The organism is Escherichia sp. MOD1-EC6300, from assembly GCF_002965045.1.
Lineage (GTDB): Bacteria > Pseudomonadota > Gammaproteobacteria > Enterobacterales > Enterobacteriaceae > Escherichia > Escherichia coli_F.
The window spans coordinates 42,160-57,929 of record NZ_PTRH01000016.1 but is presented as its reverse complement, the minus strand read 5'-3'; the positions used below and the strand labels follow the sequence as shown (position 1 = coordinate 57,929).

At 50.5% G+C, this 15,770-nt stretch carries 13 protein-coding genes; 7 read left to right on the top strand and 6 right to left on the bottom strand.

What is annotated here, in order from left to right; translation table 11 throughout:
* Nucleotides 1-12: 12 nt before the first annotated feature.
* The 5 genes from sucA to sdhC all read right to left on the bottom strand — a co-directional run bounded on the left by sucA (nucleotide 13) and on the right by sdhC (nucleotide 6,502).
* A complete protein-coding gene (gene sucA, locus BGE37_RS20125; RefSeq protein ID WP_001181473.1) occupies nucleotides 13-2,814 on the bottom strand; it encodes a 2-oxoglutarate dehydrogenase E1 component in 2,802 nt (933 codons plus the stop codon).
* Between the two features lie 444 nt (nucleotides 2,815-3,258).
* Nucleotides 3,259-3,975, bottom strand: coding sequence for a succinate dehydrogenase iron-sulfur subunit SdhB (gene sdhB, locus BGE37_RS20120; RefSeq protein WP_105288370.1), 717 nt, complete (start codon nucleotides 3,973-3,975; stop codon nucleotides 3,259-3,261).
* A 15-nt stretch (nucleotides 3,976-3,990) separates the two neighbouring features.
* The gene (gene sdhA, locus BGE37_RS20115; protein WP_000775540.1) at nucleotides 3,991-5,757 is read right to left on the bottom strand and encodes a succinate dehydrogenase flavoprotein subunit; all 1,767 of its coding nucleotides are present in this window, start codon (nucleotides 5,755-5,757) and stop codon (nucleotides 3,991-3,993) included.
* Nucleotides 5,757-6,104 carry a succinate dehydrogenase membrane anchor subunit gene (gene sdhD, locus BGE37_RS20110; protein ID WP_000254368.1) on the bottom strand — a complete coding sequence of 116 codons (348 nt, stop codon included), beginning with the start codon at nucleotides 6,102-6,104 and terminating at the stop codon, nucleotides 5,757-5,759. Before sdhD ends, sdhA begins: the two co-directional genes overlap by 1 nt.
* Entirely contained in the window at nucleotides 6,098-6,502 is a 405-nt protein-coding gene (gene sdhC, locus BGE37_RS20105) for a succinate dehydrogenase cytochrome b556 subunit (RefSeq protein ID WP_000263355.1), read from the bottom strand. The genes sdhD and sdhC overlap by 7 nt, the downstream gene beginning before the upstream one ends.
* Before the next feature lie 380 nt (nucleotides 6,503-6,882).
* On the opposite strand from sdhC, the gene BGE37_RS25225 reads away from it, so the two are divergent.
* The 7 genes from BGE37_RS25225 (at nucleotide 6,883) to BGE37_RS20070 (ending at nucleotide 14,948) form a co-directional block, all read left to right on the top strand.
* Complete coding sequence (locus tag BGE37_RS25225) at nucleotides 6,883-6,990, top strand: hypothetical protein (protein WP_123057340.1); 108 nt, start codon at nucleotides 6,883-6,885, stop codon at nucleotides 6,988-6,990.
* Nucleotides 6,991-7,195: 205 nt separating this feature from the next.
* Nucleotides 7,196-8,479, top strand: coding sequence for a citrate synthase (gene gltA / locus BGE37_RS20095; RefSeq protein ID WP_000785834.1), 1,284 nt, complete (start codon nucleotides 7,196-7,198; stop codon nucleotides 8,477-8,479).
* Between the two features lie 392 nt (nucleotides 8,480-8,871).
* Nucleotides 8,872-9,438 carry a fimbrial protein gene (locus BGE37_RS20090; protein ID WP_000472411.1) on the top strand — a complete coding sequence of 189 codons (567 nt, stop codon included), beginning with the start codon at nucleotides 8,872-8,874 and terminating at the stop codon, nucleotides 9,436-9,438.
* 49 nt (nucleotides 9,439-9,487) lie between these two features.
* Entirely contained in the window at nucleotides 9,488-11,947 is a 2,460-nt protein-coding gene (locus BGE37_RS20085; RefSeq protein WP_161397376.1) for a fimbria/pilus outer membrane usher protein, read from the top strand.
* A 14-nt stretch (nucleotides 11,948-11,961) separates the two neighbouring features.
* The gene (locus tag BGE37_RS20080) at nucleotides 11,962-12,693 is read left to right on the top strand and encodes a fimbrial biogenesis chaperone (RefSeq protein WP_000143540.1); all 732 of its coding nucleotides are present in this window, start codon (nucleotides 11,962-11,964) and stop codon (nucleotides 12,691-12,693) included.
* A complete protein-coding gene (locus tag BGE37_RS20075) occupies nucleotides 12,690-13,751 on the top strand; it encodes a fimbrial protein (RefSeq protein WP_088541579.1) in 1,062 nt (353 codons plus the stop codon). The genes BGE37_RS20080 and BGE37_RS20075 overlap by 4 nt, the downstream gene beginning before the upstream one ends.
* Nucleotides 13,752-13,901: 150 nt before the next feature.
* The gene (locus BGE37_RS20070) at nucleotides 13,902-14,948 is read left to right on the top strand and encodes an AbrB family transcriptional regulator (protein WP_105288369.1); all 1,047 of its coding nucleotides are present in this window, start codon (nucleotides 13,902-13,904) and stop codon (nucleotides 14,946-14,948) included.
* Here BGE37_RS20070 and nei read toward each other — a convergent pair.
* Nucleotides 14,945-15,736: an endonuclease VIII gene (gene nei / locus BGE37_RS20065; RefSeq protein WP_105277498.1), complete on the bottom strand. Its 792-nt coding sequence runs from the start codon at nucleotides 15,734-15,736 to the stop codon at nucleotides 14,945-14,947. The genes BGE37_RS20070 and nei overlap by 4 nt on opposite strands.
* Nucleotides 15,737-15,770 lie beyond the last annotated feature (34 nt).

The window sequence follows — 15,770 nt, the reverse complement described above, 5'->3', positions numbered from 1 at the left end:
TGTATCCTTTATTTATTCGACGTTCAGCGCGTCATTAACCAGATCTTGTTGCTGTTTCTGGTGAACGGACATATACCCTACCGCCGGAGAGGCGGAGGCCGGGCGGCCTGCATAACGCAGAGAAGCCCCAAACGGAATCACTTCACGGAAATGATGCTGGCTGCAGTACCATGCGCCCTGGTTGAGCGGCTCTTCCTGGCACCAGACAAAATCCTTGACGTGAGCAAACTGCTGCAACACTTCCTGCATCGCTTTATGCGGGAACGGGTAGAGTTGCTCGATACGCACAATGGCGACATCGTGTTGATTGTTCTTACGGCGTTGTTCCAACAGGTCGTAATAAACCTTACCAGAACACATCACTACGCGCTTCACACCCTTAGGATCAAGCTCGTCGATTTCACCAATGGCAGGCAGGAAGGTGCCGTTCGCCAGTTCTTCGAGGCTGGAAACCGCCAGCGGATGACGCAGCAGGGATTTCGGCGACATCACCACCAGCGGACGACGCATCCCGCGCAGCGCCTGACGACGCAGCATATGGTAAACCTGTGCCGGGGTAGACGGTACGCACACCTGCATGTTTTGTTCAGCACAAAGTTGCAGATAACGTTCCAGACGCGCGGAGGAGTGCTCCGGCCCCTGCCCTTCATACCCGTGCGGCAGCAGCATTACCAGACCACACATCCGGCCCCATTTCTGTTCGCCAGAGGAGATGAACTGGTCGATAACCACCTGCGCACCGTTAGCGAAGTCACCAAACTGCGCTTCCCAGATGGTCAGCGTACGCGGCTCTGCGGTGGCATAACCGTATTCAAACGCCAGCACTGCTTCTTCAGACAGTACGGAGTCCCAGACGCGGAACGCGCCCTGGCCATTATGGATATGTTGCAGCGGCGTGTAAGTGGAACCGTTGGACTGGTTGTGGATCACCGCATGGCGATGGAAGAAGGTACCGCGACCGGAGTCTTCACCCGACAGGCGGACCGGAATGCCTTCATCAACCAGCGTGGCGTAAGCGAGGTTTTCCGCGCCGCCCCAGTCGAACAGTTTCTCACCGGCAGCCATTGCCTGGCGATCGCCATAAATCTTGGCAACGCGAGACTGCATTTCAACCGCTTCCGGCACCGTACTGATACGTTTCGCCAGTTCCTGCAGGCGCTTCATCTCAACTTTGTTCGGGTACTCTTCGTCCCATTCGTGGTTGAGGTACGGCGACCAGGTGAAAGAGTGCATGTTCATCGGACGCCACTCTGCTACCACGCAATCGCCAGCATCCAGCGCATCGCGGTACAGGTTAACCATCTCGGTGGCATCTTCCAGCGTCGCGACTTTTTCCTGCTCCAGCTTGTCAGCGTAGATTTTGCGCGGCGTCGGATGTTTTTTGATTTTCTGATACATCAGCGGCTGAGTTGCACTCGGCTCGTCGGCTTCGTTGTGGCCGTGACGGCGGTAGCACACCAGGTCGATGAAGACATCACGTTTAAAGGTGTTACGGAAATCGAGCGCCAGACGGGTCACAAAGGCAACGGCTTCCGGATCATCCGCATTAACGTGGAAAATCGGTGCCTGTACCATCTTGCCGATATCAGTACAGTACGGCGTAGAACGGGCATCCAGCGGGTTAGAGGTAGTGAAACCGACCTGGTTGTTGATAACGATACGTACCGTACCGCCAACTTCATAACCACGCGCTTTCGACATGTTCAGGGTTTCCTGAACCACGCCCTGCCCGGTCACTGCGGCATCACCGTGGATGGTGATTGGCAGCACTTTGTTGCTGCTCGGCTCATCGAGTCTGTCCAGACGGGCGCGAACAGAACCGATAACTACCGGGCTTACAATCTCAAGGTGAGACGGGTTAAACGCCAGCGCCAGGTGAACCAGGCCGCCATCGGTCTGGAAGTCAGACGAGAAGCCCATGTGGTATTTCACGTCGCCCGTGCCGAGGTGTTCTTTATGTTTACCGGCAAATTCGTCGAACAAATCTTGCGGTTTTTTACCCAGCACGTTAACCAGCACGTTCAGACGACCACGGTGCGCCATCCCAAGAACCACTTCACGGGTGCCGCTGTTGCCAGCATGGCGGATCATCTCTTTAAGCATCGGGATTAACGCATCACCGCCTTCCAGCGAGAAGCGTTTTGCGCCAGGGAATTTTGCGCCGAGGTAACGTTCAAGGCCTTCAGCGGCGGTCAGTTCGCTTAAGAAGCGTTTTTTCTCTTCGCTATTGAAAGTCGCGCGACCAGACTCGATACGCTGTTGGATCCAGCGTTTTTCTTCGGTGCTGGTAATGTGCATGTACTCGGCACCAATCGGGCCGCAGTAGGTTTGCTTGAGGGCTTCCAGCAGCTCGCCGAGTTTCATGGTTTCTTTGCCGCTGGCAAATGAACCGACGTTGAAGGTCTCCTGGAAGTCTGCTTCGGTCAGATCGTGGAAAGACGGATCCAGATCGGCCACTTTATCTTGCTGCCACAGTCCCAGCGGATCGAGATTCGCATGCTGGTGACCGCGGAAGCGGTATGCGTTAATGAGCTGCAGGACTTTAACCTGCTTCACATTGGTGTCAGGGTCGGAGATCGTTGAAGAGTAACGTGAAGCGTCTTTCGCCAGGCGGCGGAAATATTCACGCGTTTGAGAGTGGAATTGATCCGGTTTGACTCCCGTACCAGGTAACTGCTGGAACGTCGAACGCCAGTTAGCGTCAACCGAGTCAGGATCGGTTAAGAAGTCTTCATAGAGCTGTTCTATCCAGCTCTGGTTTGCGCCAGAGAGGTAAGAAGAGTCCAACCAGGCTTTCAAAGCGCTGTTCTGCATCGTGATCCCTTAAGCATCTTTTTTATGCTTACTTCGCCGTGGATACTACCACGCACAGTGATGTGCGTGCCGGGGTTCACTTGCGAGCTCTTGTCTACGTAGTGGCTCGCGAAGGAACCTTTAAAAACTGTCTTAGTGTCAGGGGCAGTTTTTAAAGATTTCCTGCATTTCTTTTGTAGGCCGGATAACGCATTCACGCTGCATCCGGCGCTGTTTGCCTGATGCGACGCTTGCGCGTCTTATCAGGCCTACGATTCCTGCATTTCTTTTGTAGGCCGGATAACGCATTCACGCCGCATCCGGCCCTGGTTGCCTGATGCGACGCTTGCGCGTCTTATCAAGCCTACGATTTCTGCATTTCTTTTGTAGGCCGGATAAGGCGTTCACGCCGCATCCGGCACTGGTTGCCTGATGCGACGCTTGTGCGTCTTATCAGGCCTGGGTTTACGCATTACGCTGCAACAACATCGACTTGATATGGCCGATGGCGCGCGTCGGGTTCAGCCCCTTCGGACATACACTGACGCAGTTCATGATGCTGTGACAGCGGAATACGCTGAATGCATCGCTCAAACCGTCGAGGCGGCTGTCAGTCTCGGTATCACGGCTATCGATCAGGAAACGATATGCCGCTAACAAGCCTGCCGGGCCGATAAACTTATCGGGATTCCACCAGAAAGACGGACAAGAGGTTGAACAACATGCGCAGAGAATACATTCATACAGCCCGTCGATTTTTTCGCGCTGCTCTGGCATCTGTAAATGCTCACGAGCTGGCGGATTTTGTCCATTATTCAACAGGTAAGGCTTAATTTTCTCATATTGCGCATAGAATTGTCCCATGTCTACCACCAAATCGCGGATCACTGGTAAACTTGGCAGCGGGCGAATCACAATCTTCTTGCCCGGCTGGTTGAGTGCCGAAATCGGGGTAATACAGGCCAGACCATTCTTGCCGTTCATGTTCAGACCGTCGGAACCGCACACACCTTCACGGCAGGAGCGACGGAACGACAGGCTGGGATCTTTCTCTTTCAACTGGATAAGCGCATCCAGCAGCATCATGTCGCGACCTTCTTCCGCTTCCAGGGTGTAATCCTGCATACGCGGAGCATCATCAACATCCGGGTTATAGCGATAAATTGAAAACTCGAGTCTCATTTTCCTGTCTCCGCATTAGTAAGTACGAATCTTCGGCGGGAATGCCGGGCGCAGTTTCGGTTCCATGTTGACGCTTCGGCGCGTCATGGATTCCGACTCTGGCAGATACAGGGAGTGGCACAGCCAGTTTTCATCATCACGATCCGGGAAGTCGAAGCGGCTATGCGCGCCACGGCTTTCGGTACGGAAGTTGGCAGAAACAGCCGTTGCATACGCCGTTTCCATCAGGTTATCCAGTTCCAGGCATTCAACGCGCTGGGTGTTGAACTCGCTGGAAGTGTCATCCAGACGGGCATTTTTCAAACGCTCGCGGATCACTTTCAACTGCTCAAGCCCTTTTGCCATCGCATCACCTTCACGGAAGACCGAGAAGTTATGCTGCATACATTCTTGCAGTGCTTTACGAATCGCCACTGGATCTTCACCATTACGGTTGTTGTTCCAGCGATTCAGACGATCCAGAGACGCTTCAACATCAGACTCGCTGGCATCGCGCAGTGCGCCCTGCTCGGCAATAGACTCTTGCAGATGCAGGCCCGCTGCGCGACCAAAGACCACCAGGTCCAGCAGCGAGTTGCCGCCAAGACGGTTAGCGCCGTGTACCGATACACAAGCGATTTCACCTACCGCGAACAGCCCCGGAACAACCACATCTTCGCCTTTCTCGTTCACCGTCAGCGCCTGACCGGTCACTTTGGTCGGAATACCGCCCATCATGTAGTGACAGGTTGGGATAACCGGAATCGGCTCTTTCACCGGATCGACGTGTGCGAAGGTACGGGAGAGTTCAAGGATACCCGGCAGACGGGATTCGAGAACTTCTTTACCCAGGTGGTCGAGTTTCAGTTTTGCATGTGGCCCCCATGGACCATCACAGCCGCGACCTTCACGGATTTCGATCATGATGGAACGCGCCACCACGTCACGGCCCGCCAGATCTTTGGCATTCGGCGCATAACGCTCCATAAAGCGTTCGCCATGTTTGTTCAGCAGATAACCGCCTTCACCACGGCAACCTTCGGTGACCAGTACGCCCGCACCTGCTATACCGGTCGGGTGGAACTGCCACATTTCCATATCCTGCACCGGTACACCTGCACGGATAGCCATGCCGACGCCATCTCCGGTGTTAATGTGCGCGTTGGTGGTGGACTGATAAATACGCCCTGCCCCGCCGGTTGCCAGCACAGTCGCACGGGCTTTGAAGTAAACCACTTCACCGGTTTCGATGCACAGTGCGGTACAACCAACTACCGCGCCATCCTGGTTCTTCACCAGATCCAGCGCATACCACTCGGAGAAAATGGTGGTGTGGTTTTTCAGGTTCTGCTGATAAAGCGTGTGCAACAGTGCGTGACCGGTACGGTCAGCTGCCGCCGCAGTACGTGCCGCTTGCTCGCCACCGAAGTTTTTCGACTGGCCGCCAAACGGACGTTGATAGATACGACCATCATCAAGGCGCGAGAACGGCAGGCCCATGTGTTCCAGTTCCAGAATCGCTTCCGGCCCGGTTTTACACATATATTCAATCGCGTCCTGGTCACCGATATAGTCCGACCCTTTTACGGTGTCGTACATATGCCATTCCCAGTTATCTTCATGGGTATTACCCAGCGCAACGGTAATGCCGCCTTGCGCAGAAACGGTATGGGAACGGGTCGGGAAGACTTTGGAGAGCAGCGCACAGGTTTGGCCGCTCTGGGAAATTTGCAGCGCCGCGCGCATACCTGCGCCACCGGCACCAATCACAACTGCATCAAATTCTCTGACTGGCAATTTCATCACACACCCCACACCACAACGAATCCATAAATCACGTAAACCACCAGTGCAACGACAATCACCAGTTGCAGCATCAGGCGCAAAGCCAGTGGTTTAACGTAGTCGGTCAACACCTGCCACATGCCGATCCAGGCATGGATCAAGATAGAAAACAGCGCCAGCAGGGTGAACACTTTGGTGAACGCAGAGGCGAAGAAACCAATCCAGACTTCATATGTCAGCTCGCCAGTGGTAGCGAAAAAACCGACCATATAAATGATGTAAAGCGTCAGGACGATAGCGGTAGCGCGAACGAGGATGAAATCATGTACGCCATTGCGTCCTAATGCGGAGGCGTTGCTTACCATACGAGGACTCCTGCGAGAAGTGAAAGCACGACAGTAATAACAAAGGAGATTTTGGCGGAGCGTTTACCCGCTTCGAATGTTTCTTCCAGATAGCCAAAATCCATCATCATGTGGCGAATACCTACGACGACGTGATACGCCAGAGCGGTAAGGATGCCCCACATGATAAATTTGACGAAGAAGCTGCCCATAATCGCGGAAGCTTGCTCGAAACCTTCAGGGGAAGAGAGGCTGGTACCCAGAAGCCACAGCAGGATGCCCACTGCAACAAAGGTGATCACACCGGAAACGCGATGGAGAATGGACGCTATCGCCGTGACGGGGAACCGGATGGTCTGTAGGTCCAGATTAACAGGTCTTTGTTTTTTCACATTTCTTATCATGAATAACGCCCACATGCTGTTCTTATTATTCCCTGGGGACTACGGGCACAGAGGTTAACTTTCTGTTACCTGGAGACGTCGGGATTTCCTTCCTCCGGTCTGCTTGCGGGTCAGACAGCGTCCTTTCTATAACTGCGCGTCATGCAAAACACTGCTTCCAGATGCGAAAACGACACGTTACAACGCTGGGTGGCTCGGGATTGCAGGGTGTTCCGGAGACCTGGCGGCAGTATAGGCCGTTCACAAAATCATTACAATTAACCTACATATAGTTTGTCGGGTTTTATCCCGAACAGTGATCTGGGTCACGATAACAACATTTATTTAATTTTTAATCATCTAATTTGACAATCATTCAACAAAGTTGTTACAAACATCACTAGGAAAAGCATATAATGCGTAAAAGTTATGAAGTCAGTATTTCACCTAAGATTAACTTATGTAACAGTGTGGAAGTATTGACCAATTCATTCGGGACAGTTATTAGTGGTAGACAAGTTTAATAATTCGGATTGCTAAGTACTTGATTCGCCATTTATTCGTCATCAATGGATCCTTTACCTGCAAGCGCCCAGAGCTCTGTACCCAGGTTTTCCCCTCTTTCACAGAGCGGCGAGCCAAATAACAAACGGGTAAAGCCAGGTTGATGTGCGAAGGCAAATTTAAGTTCCGGCAGTCTTACGCAATAAGGCGCTAAGGAGACCTTAAATGGCTGATACAAAAGCAAAACTCACCCTCAACGGGGATACAGCTGTTGAACTGGATGTGCTGAAAGGCACGCTGGGTCAAGATGTTATTGATATCCGTACTCTCGGTTCAAAAGGTGTGTTCACCTTTGACCCAGGCTTCACTTCAACCGCATCCTGCGAATCTAAAATTACTTTTATTGATGGTGATGAAGGTATTTTGCTGCACCGCGGTTTCCCGATCGATCAGCTGGCGACCGATTCTAACTACCTGGAAGTTTGTTACATCCTGCTGAATGGTGAAAAACCAACTCAGGAACAGTATGACGAATTTAAAACGACGGTGACCCGTCATACCATGATCCACGAGCAGATTACCCGTCTGTTCCATGCTTTCCGTCGCGACTCGCATCCAATGGCAGTCATGTGTGGTATTACCGGCGCGCTGGCGGCGTTCTATCACGACTCGCTGGATGTTAACAATCCTCGTCATCGTGAAATTGCCGCGTTCCGCCTGCTGTCAAAAATGCCGACCATGGCCGCGATGTGTTACAAGTATTCCATTGGTCAGCCATTCGTTTACCCGCGCAACGATCTCTCCTATGCCGGTAACTTCCTGAATATGATGTTCTCCACGCCGTGCGAACCGTATGAAGTTAATCCGATTCTGGAACGCGCGATGGACCGTATTCTGATCCTGCACGCTGACCATGAACAGAACGCCTCTACCTCCACCGTGCGTACCGCTGGCTCTTCGGGGGCGAACCCGTTTGCCTGTATCGCAGCAGGTATTGCTTCACTGTGGGGACCAGCGCACGGTGGTGCTAACGAAGCGGCTCTGAAAATGCTGGAAGAAATCAGCTCCGTTAAACACATTCCGGAATTTGTTCGTCGTGCGAAAGACAAGAATGACTCTTTCCGCCTGATGGGCTTCGGTCACCGCGTGTACAAAAACTACGACCCGCGCGCCACCGTCATGCGTGAAACCTGCCACGAAGTCCTGAAAGAGCTGGGCACGAAGGATGACCTGCTGGAAGTGGCTATGGAGCTGGAAAACATCGCGCTGAACGACCCGTACTTTATCGAGAAGAAACTGTACCCGAACGTCGATTTCTACTCTGGTATCATCCTGAAAGCGATGGGTATTCCGTCTTCCATGTTCACCGTGATCTTCGCTATGGCACGTACAGTTGGCTGGATCGCCCACTGGAGCGAAATGCACAGTGACGGCATGAAGATTGCCCGTCCACGTCAGCTGTATACCGGCTATGAAAAACGCGATTTTAAAAGCGACATCAAACGTTAACTGCTGATTCCTAAGCAGTAAATTCTGTTAACCCGCCTTTAAAAGGCGGGTTAATTTTTATCTACCTAAACACAAAAAAATGTAAAAATAAAATTAATTAACCGGCTGACATTAATATTGCAAAATAATAGAATTGTTCATTTTATCGGCAAAATAATAAATTTTAATTAAGGTATCTGCTTTTAGTTACATTTATAACCTCATGAAAATGAGGTATATCTCTCTCATTCCCCCCGATAACATTCATTAAATTATTAATTCATCACATCAATTAGTTAACCTTGCATTTAATATAATTAATAATATTTTTAAGTAAAACTAAAAACATTCGACAATCAAATAAGATATTCTGATATCGCTATACTTTTTCTATTTCTGTAAAGGACTCAGTTATGTTTAAAGGACAAAAAACATTGGCCGCATTGGCCGTATCTCTGTTATTCACTGCACCGGTTTATGCAGCTGATGAAGGTTCTGGTGAAATTCACTTTAAAGGTGAAGTTATAGAAGCACCATGTGAAATACATCATGATGATATTGATAAAGAAATTGAGCTAGGTCAGGTGACCACCAGCCACATTAATCAGTCTCATCACAGCGATGCGGTTGCTGTCGACCTGCGTTTAATCAACTGCGACCTGGAAAACTCTAATAACGGTTCCGGTGGTAAGATTTCCAAAGTTGCGGTCACCTTCGATAGCTCAGCGAAAACTACTGGCGCAGATCCGATACTCAACAATACCAGCACTGGCGAAGCCACCGGTGTCGGCGTGCGTTTAATGAATAAGGATCAAAGCAATATCATTTTAGGCACTGCTTCTCCGGATATCGACCTCGCACCAACGTCCAGTGAACAAACACTGAACTTCTTTGCCTGGATGGAACAAATTGATCAAGCGACACCAGTAACGGCAGGGGCTGTTACAGCGAATGCAACCTACGTACTGGATTATAAATAAGCGTTATTGGGCGGCATCACTGCCGCCTTTCTTAAAATATTTATCTGGTATGGACACCGTGAATATTTATCGACTCTCTTTTGTATCCTGCCTGGTCATGGCGATGCCTTCCGCCATGGCGGTTGAATTCAACCTGAATGTCCTCGACAAATCGATGCGTGAGCGCATTGATATTTCATTATTAAAGGAAAAAGGTGTCATTGCTCCCGGTGAATATTTTGTCAGCATTGCGGTAAATAATAACCAAATCAGTAATGGGCAAAAAATTAACTGGCAAAAAAAGGGTGACAATACCATTCCGTGCATCAATGATTTATTGGTCGATAAATTTGGCTTAAAACCTGAAGTCCGTCAGTCGTTACCCCTGATTAATCAGTGCGTCGATTTTAGCTCCCGACCAGAAATGCTCTTCAATTTTGATCAGGCCAGTCAGCAACTGAATATCACCATCCCACAGGCCTGGCTGGCGTGGCACTCAGATAACTGGACTCCACCCTCCACATGGAAAGAAGGTGTCCCCGGTGTCCTGATGGATTACAACTTGTTTGCCAGCAGCTACCGCCCACAGGATGGCAGCAGCAGCACTAATCTTAACGCCTACGGAACAGCCGGAATTAACGCGGGGGCATGGCGCTTACGCAGTGACTATCAGTTGAATCAAAATGATGGCGATGATAACCATGAGCAGTCAGGCGAAATATCACGTACCTATCTTTTTCGCCCGCTACCGCAATTAGGTTCAAAATTAACCCTCGGCGAAACGGATTTTAGTTCCAATATTTTCGACGGTTTTTCTTATACCGGCGCGGCACTGGCGAGTGACGACCGGATGTTACCGTGGGAACTGCGCGGCTACGCTCCACAAATTAGCGGTATTGCACAAACCAATGCCACCGTCACCGTGAGTCACTCAGGGCGAGTTATTTACCAGAAAAAAGTCCCGCCAGGCCCGTTTATCATTGATGATCTGAATCAGTCCGTCCAGGGGACGCTGGATGTCAAAGTGACGGAAGAAGATGGTCGGGTGAACAATTTCCAGGTTTCGGCAGCATCGACGCCTTTCCTTACGCGCCAGGGGCAGGTTCGCTATAAACTTGCTGCCGGTCAGCCGCGAACATCTATGTCTCATCAAACTGAAAATGAAACCTTTTTTAGCAATGAAGTTTCCTGGGGGATGCTGTCAAATACCTCGCTGTACGGCGGCCTGCTGATTTCGGGTGACGACTACCATTCTGCCGCAATGGGTATCGGGCAAAATATGCTCTGGCTTGGTGCATTGTCGTTTGATGTCACCTGGGCCAGTAGTCAGTTTGATACTCAGCAGGACGAGCGGGGCTTAAGTTACCGCTTTAATTACAGCAAACAAGTGGATGCCACTAACAGCACGATTTCGCTCGCCGCTTATCGCTTCTCAGATCGTCATTTTCACAGCTACGCCAACTATCTGGATCACAAATACAACGACAACGATGCGCAGGACGAAAAACAGACGATCAGCTTATCCGTGGGGCAACCAATTACCCCACTGAACCTCAATCTGTACGCCAACCTGCTGCATCAAACCTGGTGGAATGCAGACGCCTCCACGACCGCCAACATCACGGCGGGTTTTAATGTTGATATTGGTAACTGGAGAGATATCTCGATCTCGACGTCATTCAATACAACCCATTACGAAGATAAAGATCGCGACAACCAGATTTACCTGTCGATTTCGCTTCCCTTCGGTAACGGTGGTCGGGTCGGTTATGACATGCAAAACAGTAGCCACAGCACCACACACCGCATGTCGTGGAACGATACGCTGGATGAACGAAATAGCTGGGGGATGTCTGCTGGACTACAATCCGACCGTCCGGACAATGGAGCCCAGGTGAGCGGTAACTATCAGCACCTGAGTTCAGCGGGTGAGTGGGATCTTTCTGGTACTTATGCTGCCAATGACTACAGTTCTGTTAGCAGCAGCTGGAGTGGTTCTTTCACGGCGACGCAATATGGTGCAGCCTTCCATCGCCGCAGCTCCACCAATGAACCACGCCTGATGGTCAGCACCGATGGCGTGGCAGATATTCCGGTTCAGGGCAATCTCGACTACACCAACCATTTTGGCATTGCAGTGGTACCGCTGGTTTCCAGTTATCAACCTTCCACCGTGGCCGTGAACATGAACGACTTACCCGACGGCGTGACGGTGACAGAAAACGTCATCAAAGAAACGTGGATTGAAGGCGCAATAGGTTACAAATCACTGGCATCCCGTTCCGGTAAAGACATTAACGTCATCATTCGCAACGCCAGCGGTCAGTTCCCTCCCCTCGGTGCGGATATCCGTCAGGATGGCAGCAGCATTAGCGTGGGGATGGTTGGCGAGGAAGGACACGCCTGGTTAAGCGGAGTCGCTGAGAATCAAAAGTTTACCGTGGTCTGGGGTGATAGTCAGCGTTGCTCGATCCATCTTCCTGAACATATGGAAGACACCGCAAATCGCCTGATTTTACCTTGTCATTAATTAAGGAAATGAAAATGACATTTATGAAAGGACTTCCCCTTTTGTTGTTGGTTACCAGTCTGTGTAGCCACGCTGCACTACAACCCGATCGCACTCGCATTGTGTTTAACGCTAATGATAAAGCCACCAGCCTGCGAGTAGATAATCGTAGCGATAAACTCCCCTACCTCGCTTATTCCTGGCTCGAAAATGAAAAAGGGGAGAAAAGCGACGATCTTCTGGTCGCCCTGCCACCGATACAACGTCTGGAACCGAAAGCAACAACGCAGGTGCGGATAGTCAAGCAAGCCTCGACCGCGAAATTACCGGGCGATCGCGAAACGCTATTTTTCTACAATATGCGTGAAATTCCTCCCGCCCCGGAAAAAAACAGCGACCATGCCGTTCTGCAAGTCGCCATCCAGAGCCGTATCAAGGTGTTCTGGCGACCGTCTGCATTACGCAAGAAAGCAGGAGAAAAGGTCGAACTGCAGTTACAGGTCAGCCAGCAGGGCAATCAGCTTAGCTTAAAAAACCCTACTGGCTATTATCTGACCATCGCGTATCTTGGGCGAAATGAGCAAAGCGTTCTCCCGGGCTTCAAAACTGTGATGATTGCGCCTTTTAGTACAGTAAGCACAACCACTGGAAATTATAGTGGCAGCCAGTTTTATCTCGGTTATATGGATGATTATGGCGCATTACGCATGACAACGCTCAACTGTAACGGGCAATGCCGTTTACAGGCTGTGGAGGCGAAGAAATGAGTGCTGGCAAGGGATTGTTGCTCATCATCTGTCTGTTATTTCTACCGTTAAAATCTGCGCTTGCCCTGAACTGTTACTTTGGTTCATCCGGTGGTTCGGTAGAAAAATCGGAATCTATTCAACCATTTGCTGTACCAGGGAATGCCAAACCCGGCGATAAGATCTGGGAGTCTGACGATATTAAAATTCCCGTCTATTGTGACAACAATACCAACGGCAACTTTGAGAGCGAGCATGTCTACGCCTGGGTAAACCCGTACCCGGGAATTCAGGATCGCTATTATCAACTCGGCGTAACTTACAATGGTGTTGATTATGATGCTAACCAGGGAAAAAGCCGCATCGACACTAACCAGTGCATCGACAGCAAAAACATTAATATTTATACCCCTGAGCAGATCATCGCGATGGGATGGCAGAACAAAATTTGCTCTGGTGATCCCAATAATATTCATATGTCGCGTACGTTTCTCGCTCGCATGCGGTTATACGTCAAGATACGAGAGATACCGCCGCATGATTATCAAAGCACGCTCAGCGATTACATTGTGGTGCAATTTGATGGCGAAGGAAGCGTTAATGAGGACCCTACCGCCCAAAACCTGAAATATCATATTACCGGTCTGGAAAACATTCGGGTATTGGATTGCAGCGTCAATTTTTCTATTACCCCAGCCAACCAGGTCATTGATTTTGGTAAATTTAATGTACTGGATATCCGGCGACACAACATGACAAAAACATTCGGTATTAAAACGACAAAATCACAAAACGATCAATGTACCGACGGATTCAAAGTCAGCTCCTCGTTTTATACCGAAGAAACGTTGGTTGAAGAAGATAAAGCATTGCTGATTGGTAATGGTCTGAAGCTACGTTTACTGGATGAAAACGCCTCGCCCTATACCTTCAACAAATACAGCGAATATGCCGACTTCACCAGTGACATGCTGATCTACGAAAAAACCTATACGGCTGAACTTTCGTCTATTCCCGGCACTCCCATTGAGGCTGGCTCCTTCGATACCGTGGTGCTTTTTAAGATTAACTATAACTAATTTCCCATGATGCCCTTTGCAACCGAAAGGGCATCTCTTTCAGAAAATTGCTGATTTTCCCCTTTTCCTTGATTGCTGTTATTTTTTCCTGGCCCGGCTTTCTTTATGCTGTATCGATACACCAAAGAGAAAATAATGAGGAAGCGAAGGATGCCAGTTTTGCAGTGGGGAATGTTATGTGTGCTTTCACTTCTCCTTTCTATTGGCTTCCTCGCGGTACATCTTCCGGCGGCACTATTACTTGGGCCAATGATCGCCGGAATCATCTTTAGTATGCGCGGAATTACTCTGCAACTTCCCCGATCCGCTTTTCTCGCCGCCCAAGCCATTCTTGGTTGCATGATTGCGCAAAACCTCACTGGTTCGATTCTCACCACGCTAGCCGTTAACTGGCCGATTGTGCTAGCCATTTTACTCGTGACGCTGCTTTCCAGTGCCATCGTGGGCTGGTTACTGGTGCGCTATAGCTCACTGCCTGGAAATACCGGTGCCTGGGGTTCTTCGCCAGGCGGCGCGGCTGCGATGGTTGCTATGGCACAGGATTACGGCGCAGATATTCGTCTGGTGGCGTTTATGCAATACCTACGAGTGCTGTTCGTCGCGGGGGCGGCGGTACTGGTTACGCGGATGATGTTGGGTGATAACGCTGAAGCGGTTAACCAGCAGATCGTCTGGTTCCCGCCAATGAGCATTAATCTCCTGCTTACGATTTTGCTCGCGGTCGTTGCCGGTACGGCGGGATGCTTGCTACGTCTTCCTTCCGGCACGATGCTCATCCCGATGCTGGCAGGCGCGCTGCTCCAGTCTGGTGAGTACATAACCATCGAACTACCGGAATGGCTTCTGGCGATAGCCTATATGGCAATTGGCTGGCGGATTGGTCTTGGTTTCGATAAACAAATATTACTGCGAGCATTGCGTCCACTGCCACAAATCCTGCTGTCGATTTTTGCTCTGCTGGCTATTTGTGCGGGTATGGCGTGGGGGCTGACCCGGTTTATGCATATTGATTTTATGACTGCCTACCTCGCCACCAGTCCCGGCGGGCTTGATACCGTGGCGGTCATCGCCGCAGGGAGCAATGCCGATATGGCGCTTATTATGGCGATGCAAACCCTACGCCTGTTCAGTATTTTGCTGACGGGGCCAGCCATTGCGCGGTTTATTTCAACCTATGCGCCGAAGCGGTCGGCCTAGTGCTGGCAGCCTGGACACCAGTAAAACGGGCGCGAGGACAACGTGGTTTTCTCAATGATGCTGCCACAACGTTCGCACGGTTCGCCATCACGATGAAAAACCTTAAAGCGAAACAGCGCCCCATGATGTTTATTCTCATCCACCTGCCCCCGCGTAGCGTAAGAAAGTCGAGGAATCTCCAGTAACGCGTGTGCGAGTGCATCCAGTTGCGCCGCATTGAGATCTTTCGCTTTATGATTGCCGGTTAACCCCACCTGCCAGAGGATCTCCACCCGCAAATAATTGCCAAGCCCAGCCAGAAACGCCTGATCGAGTAGTAATCCAGCAAACTGACGGTTACGAAAGCGCGGCGACAATAACCGTTCTTTCACCATTTCCGGCGTCAGATTCGGGTCGAGTACATCGGGGCCAACGCGTTGTAAAAACGGATGCGTGGTCAGTTGTTCCGGAGTCAACATCTCAATATCCGAGGCGCTATAAAGTAGAATGGTTTTGTCGACAGTTTGCAGTTTTACCCGCAATACTCGCGTGGTCTGCGGCTCTTCGCCGGTATCAACCACGCGCCAGACGCCGTAAAGCTGATTATGGCTGTAGAGCGTTAACCCGTTGGAAAAATGAGTTAACAACGCCTTACCTCGCGTTTCCACATGGGTAACGTGTTGACCGATAAGTTGTGATTGATAAGGTTTTAACTGCGGGAAGGCAAACCAGACATCAGTTAGAGGTTTGCCTTTGATCGCCGCCTCCAGGTTATCCGCTGCACGGCGGATCTCCGGGCCTTCAGGCATGGTGATATCCTTTTTTCATTCTTTATTAAGCGGG

Excerpts from the sequence above, each read along its gene's own strand:
- sucA (WP_001181473.1), bottom strand. The coding sequence starts at position 2,814 with ATGCAGAACAGCGCTTTGAAAGCCTGGTTGGACTCTTCTTACCTCTCT.
- BGE37_RS20070 (WP_105288369.1), top strand. The coding sequence starts at position 13,902 with ATGCCAGTTTTGCAGTGGGGAATGTTATGTGTGCTTTCACTTCTCCTT.
- BGE37_RS25225 (WP_123057340.1), top strand. The coding sequence starts at position 6,883 with ATGCGTAAAAGTTATGAAGTCAGTATTTCACCTAAGATTAACTTATGT.
- sdhB (WP_105288370.1), bottom strand. The coding sequence starts at position 3,975 with ATGAGACTCGAGTTTTCAATTTATCGCTATAACCCGGATGTTGATGAT.
- sdhD (WP_000254368.1), bottom strand. The coding sequence starts at position 6,104 with ATGGTAAGCAACGCCTCCGCATTAGGACGCAATGGCGTACATGATTTC.
- gltA (WP_000785834.1), top strand. The coding sequence starts at position 7,196 with ATGGCTGATACAAAAGCAAAACTCACCCTCAACGGGGATACAGCTGTT.
- BGE37_RS20075 (WP_088541579.1), top strand. The coding sequence starts at position 12,690 with ATGAGTGCTGGCAAGGGATTGTTGCTCATCATCTGTCTGTTATTTCTA.
- BGE37_RS20090 (WP_000472411.1), top strand. The coding sequence starts at position 8,872 with ATGTTTAAAGGACAAAAAACATTGGCCGCATTGGCCGTATCTCTGTTA.
- BGE37_RS20085 (WP_161397376.1), top strand. The coding sequence starts at position 9,488 with ATGGACACCGTGAATATTTATCGACTCTCTTTTGTATCCTGCCTGGTC.
- BGE37_RS20080 (WP_000143540.1), top strand. The coding sequence starts at position 11,962 with ATGACATTTATGAAAGGACTTCCCCTTTTGTTGTTGGTTACCAGTCTG.
- nei (WP_105277498.1), bottom strand. The coding sequence starts at position 15,736 with ATGCCTGAAGGCCCGGAGATCCGCCGTGCAGCGGATAACCTGGAGGCG.
- sdhA (WP_000775540.1), bottom strand. The coding sequence starts at position 5,757 with ATGAAATTGCCAGTCAGAGAATTTGATGCAGTTGTGATTGGTGCCGGT.
- sdhC (WP_000263355.1), bottom strand. The coding sequence starts at position 6,502 with ATGTGGGCGTTATTCATGATAAGAAATGTGAAAAAACAAAGACCTGTT.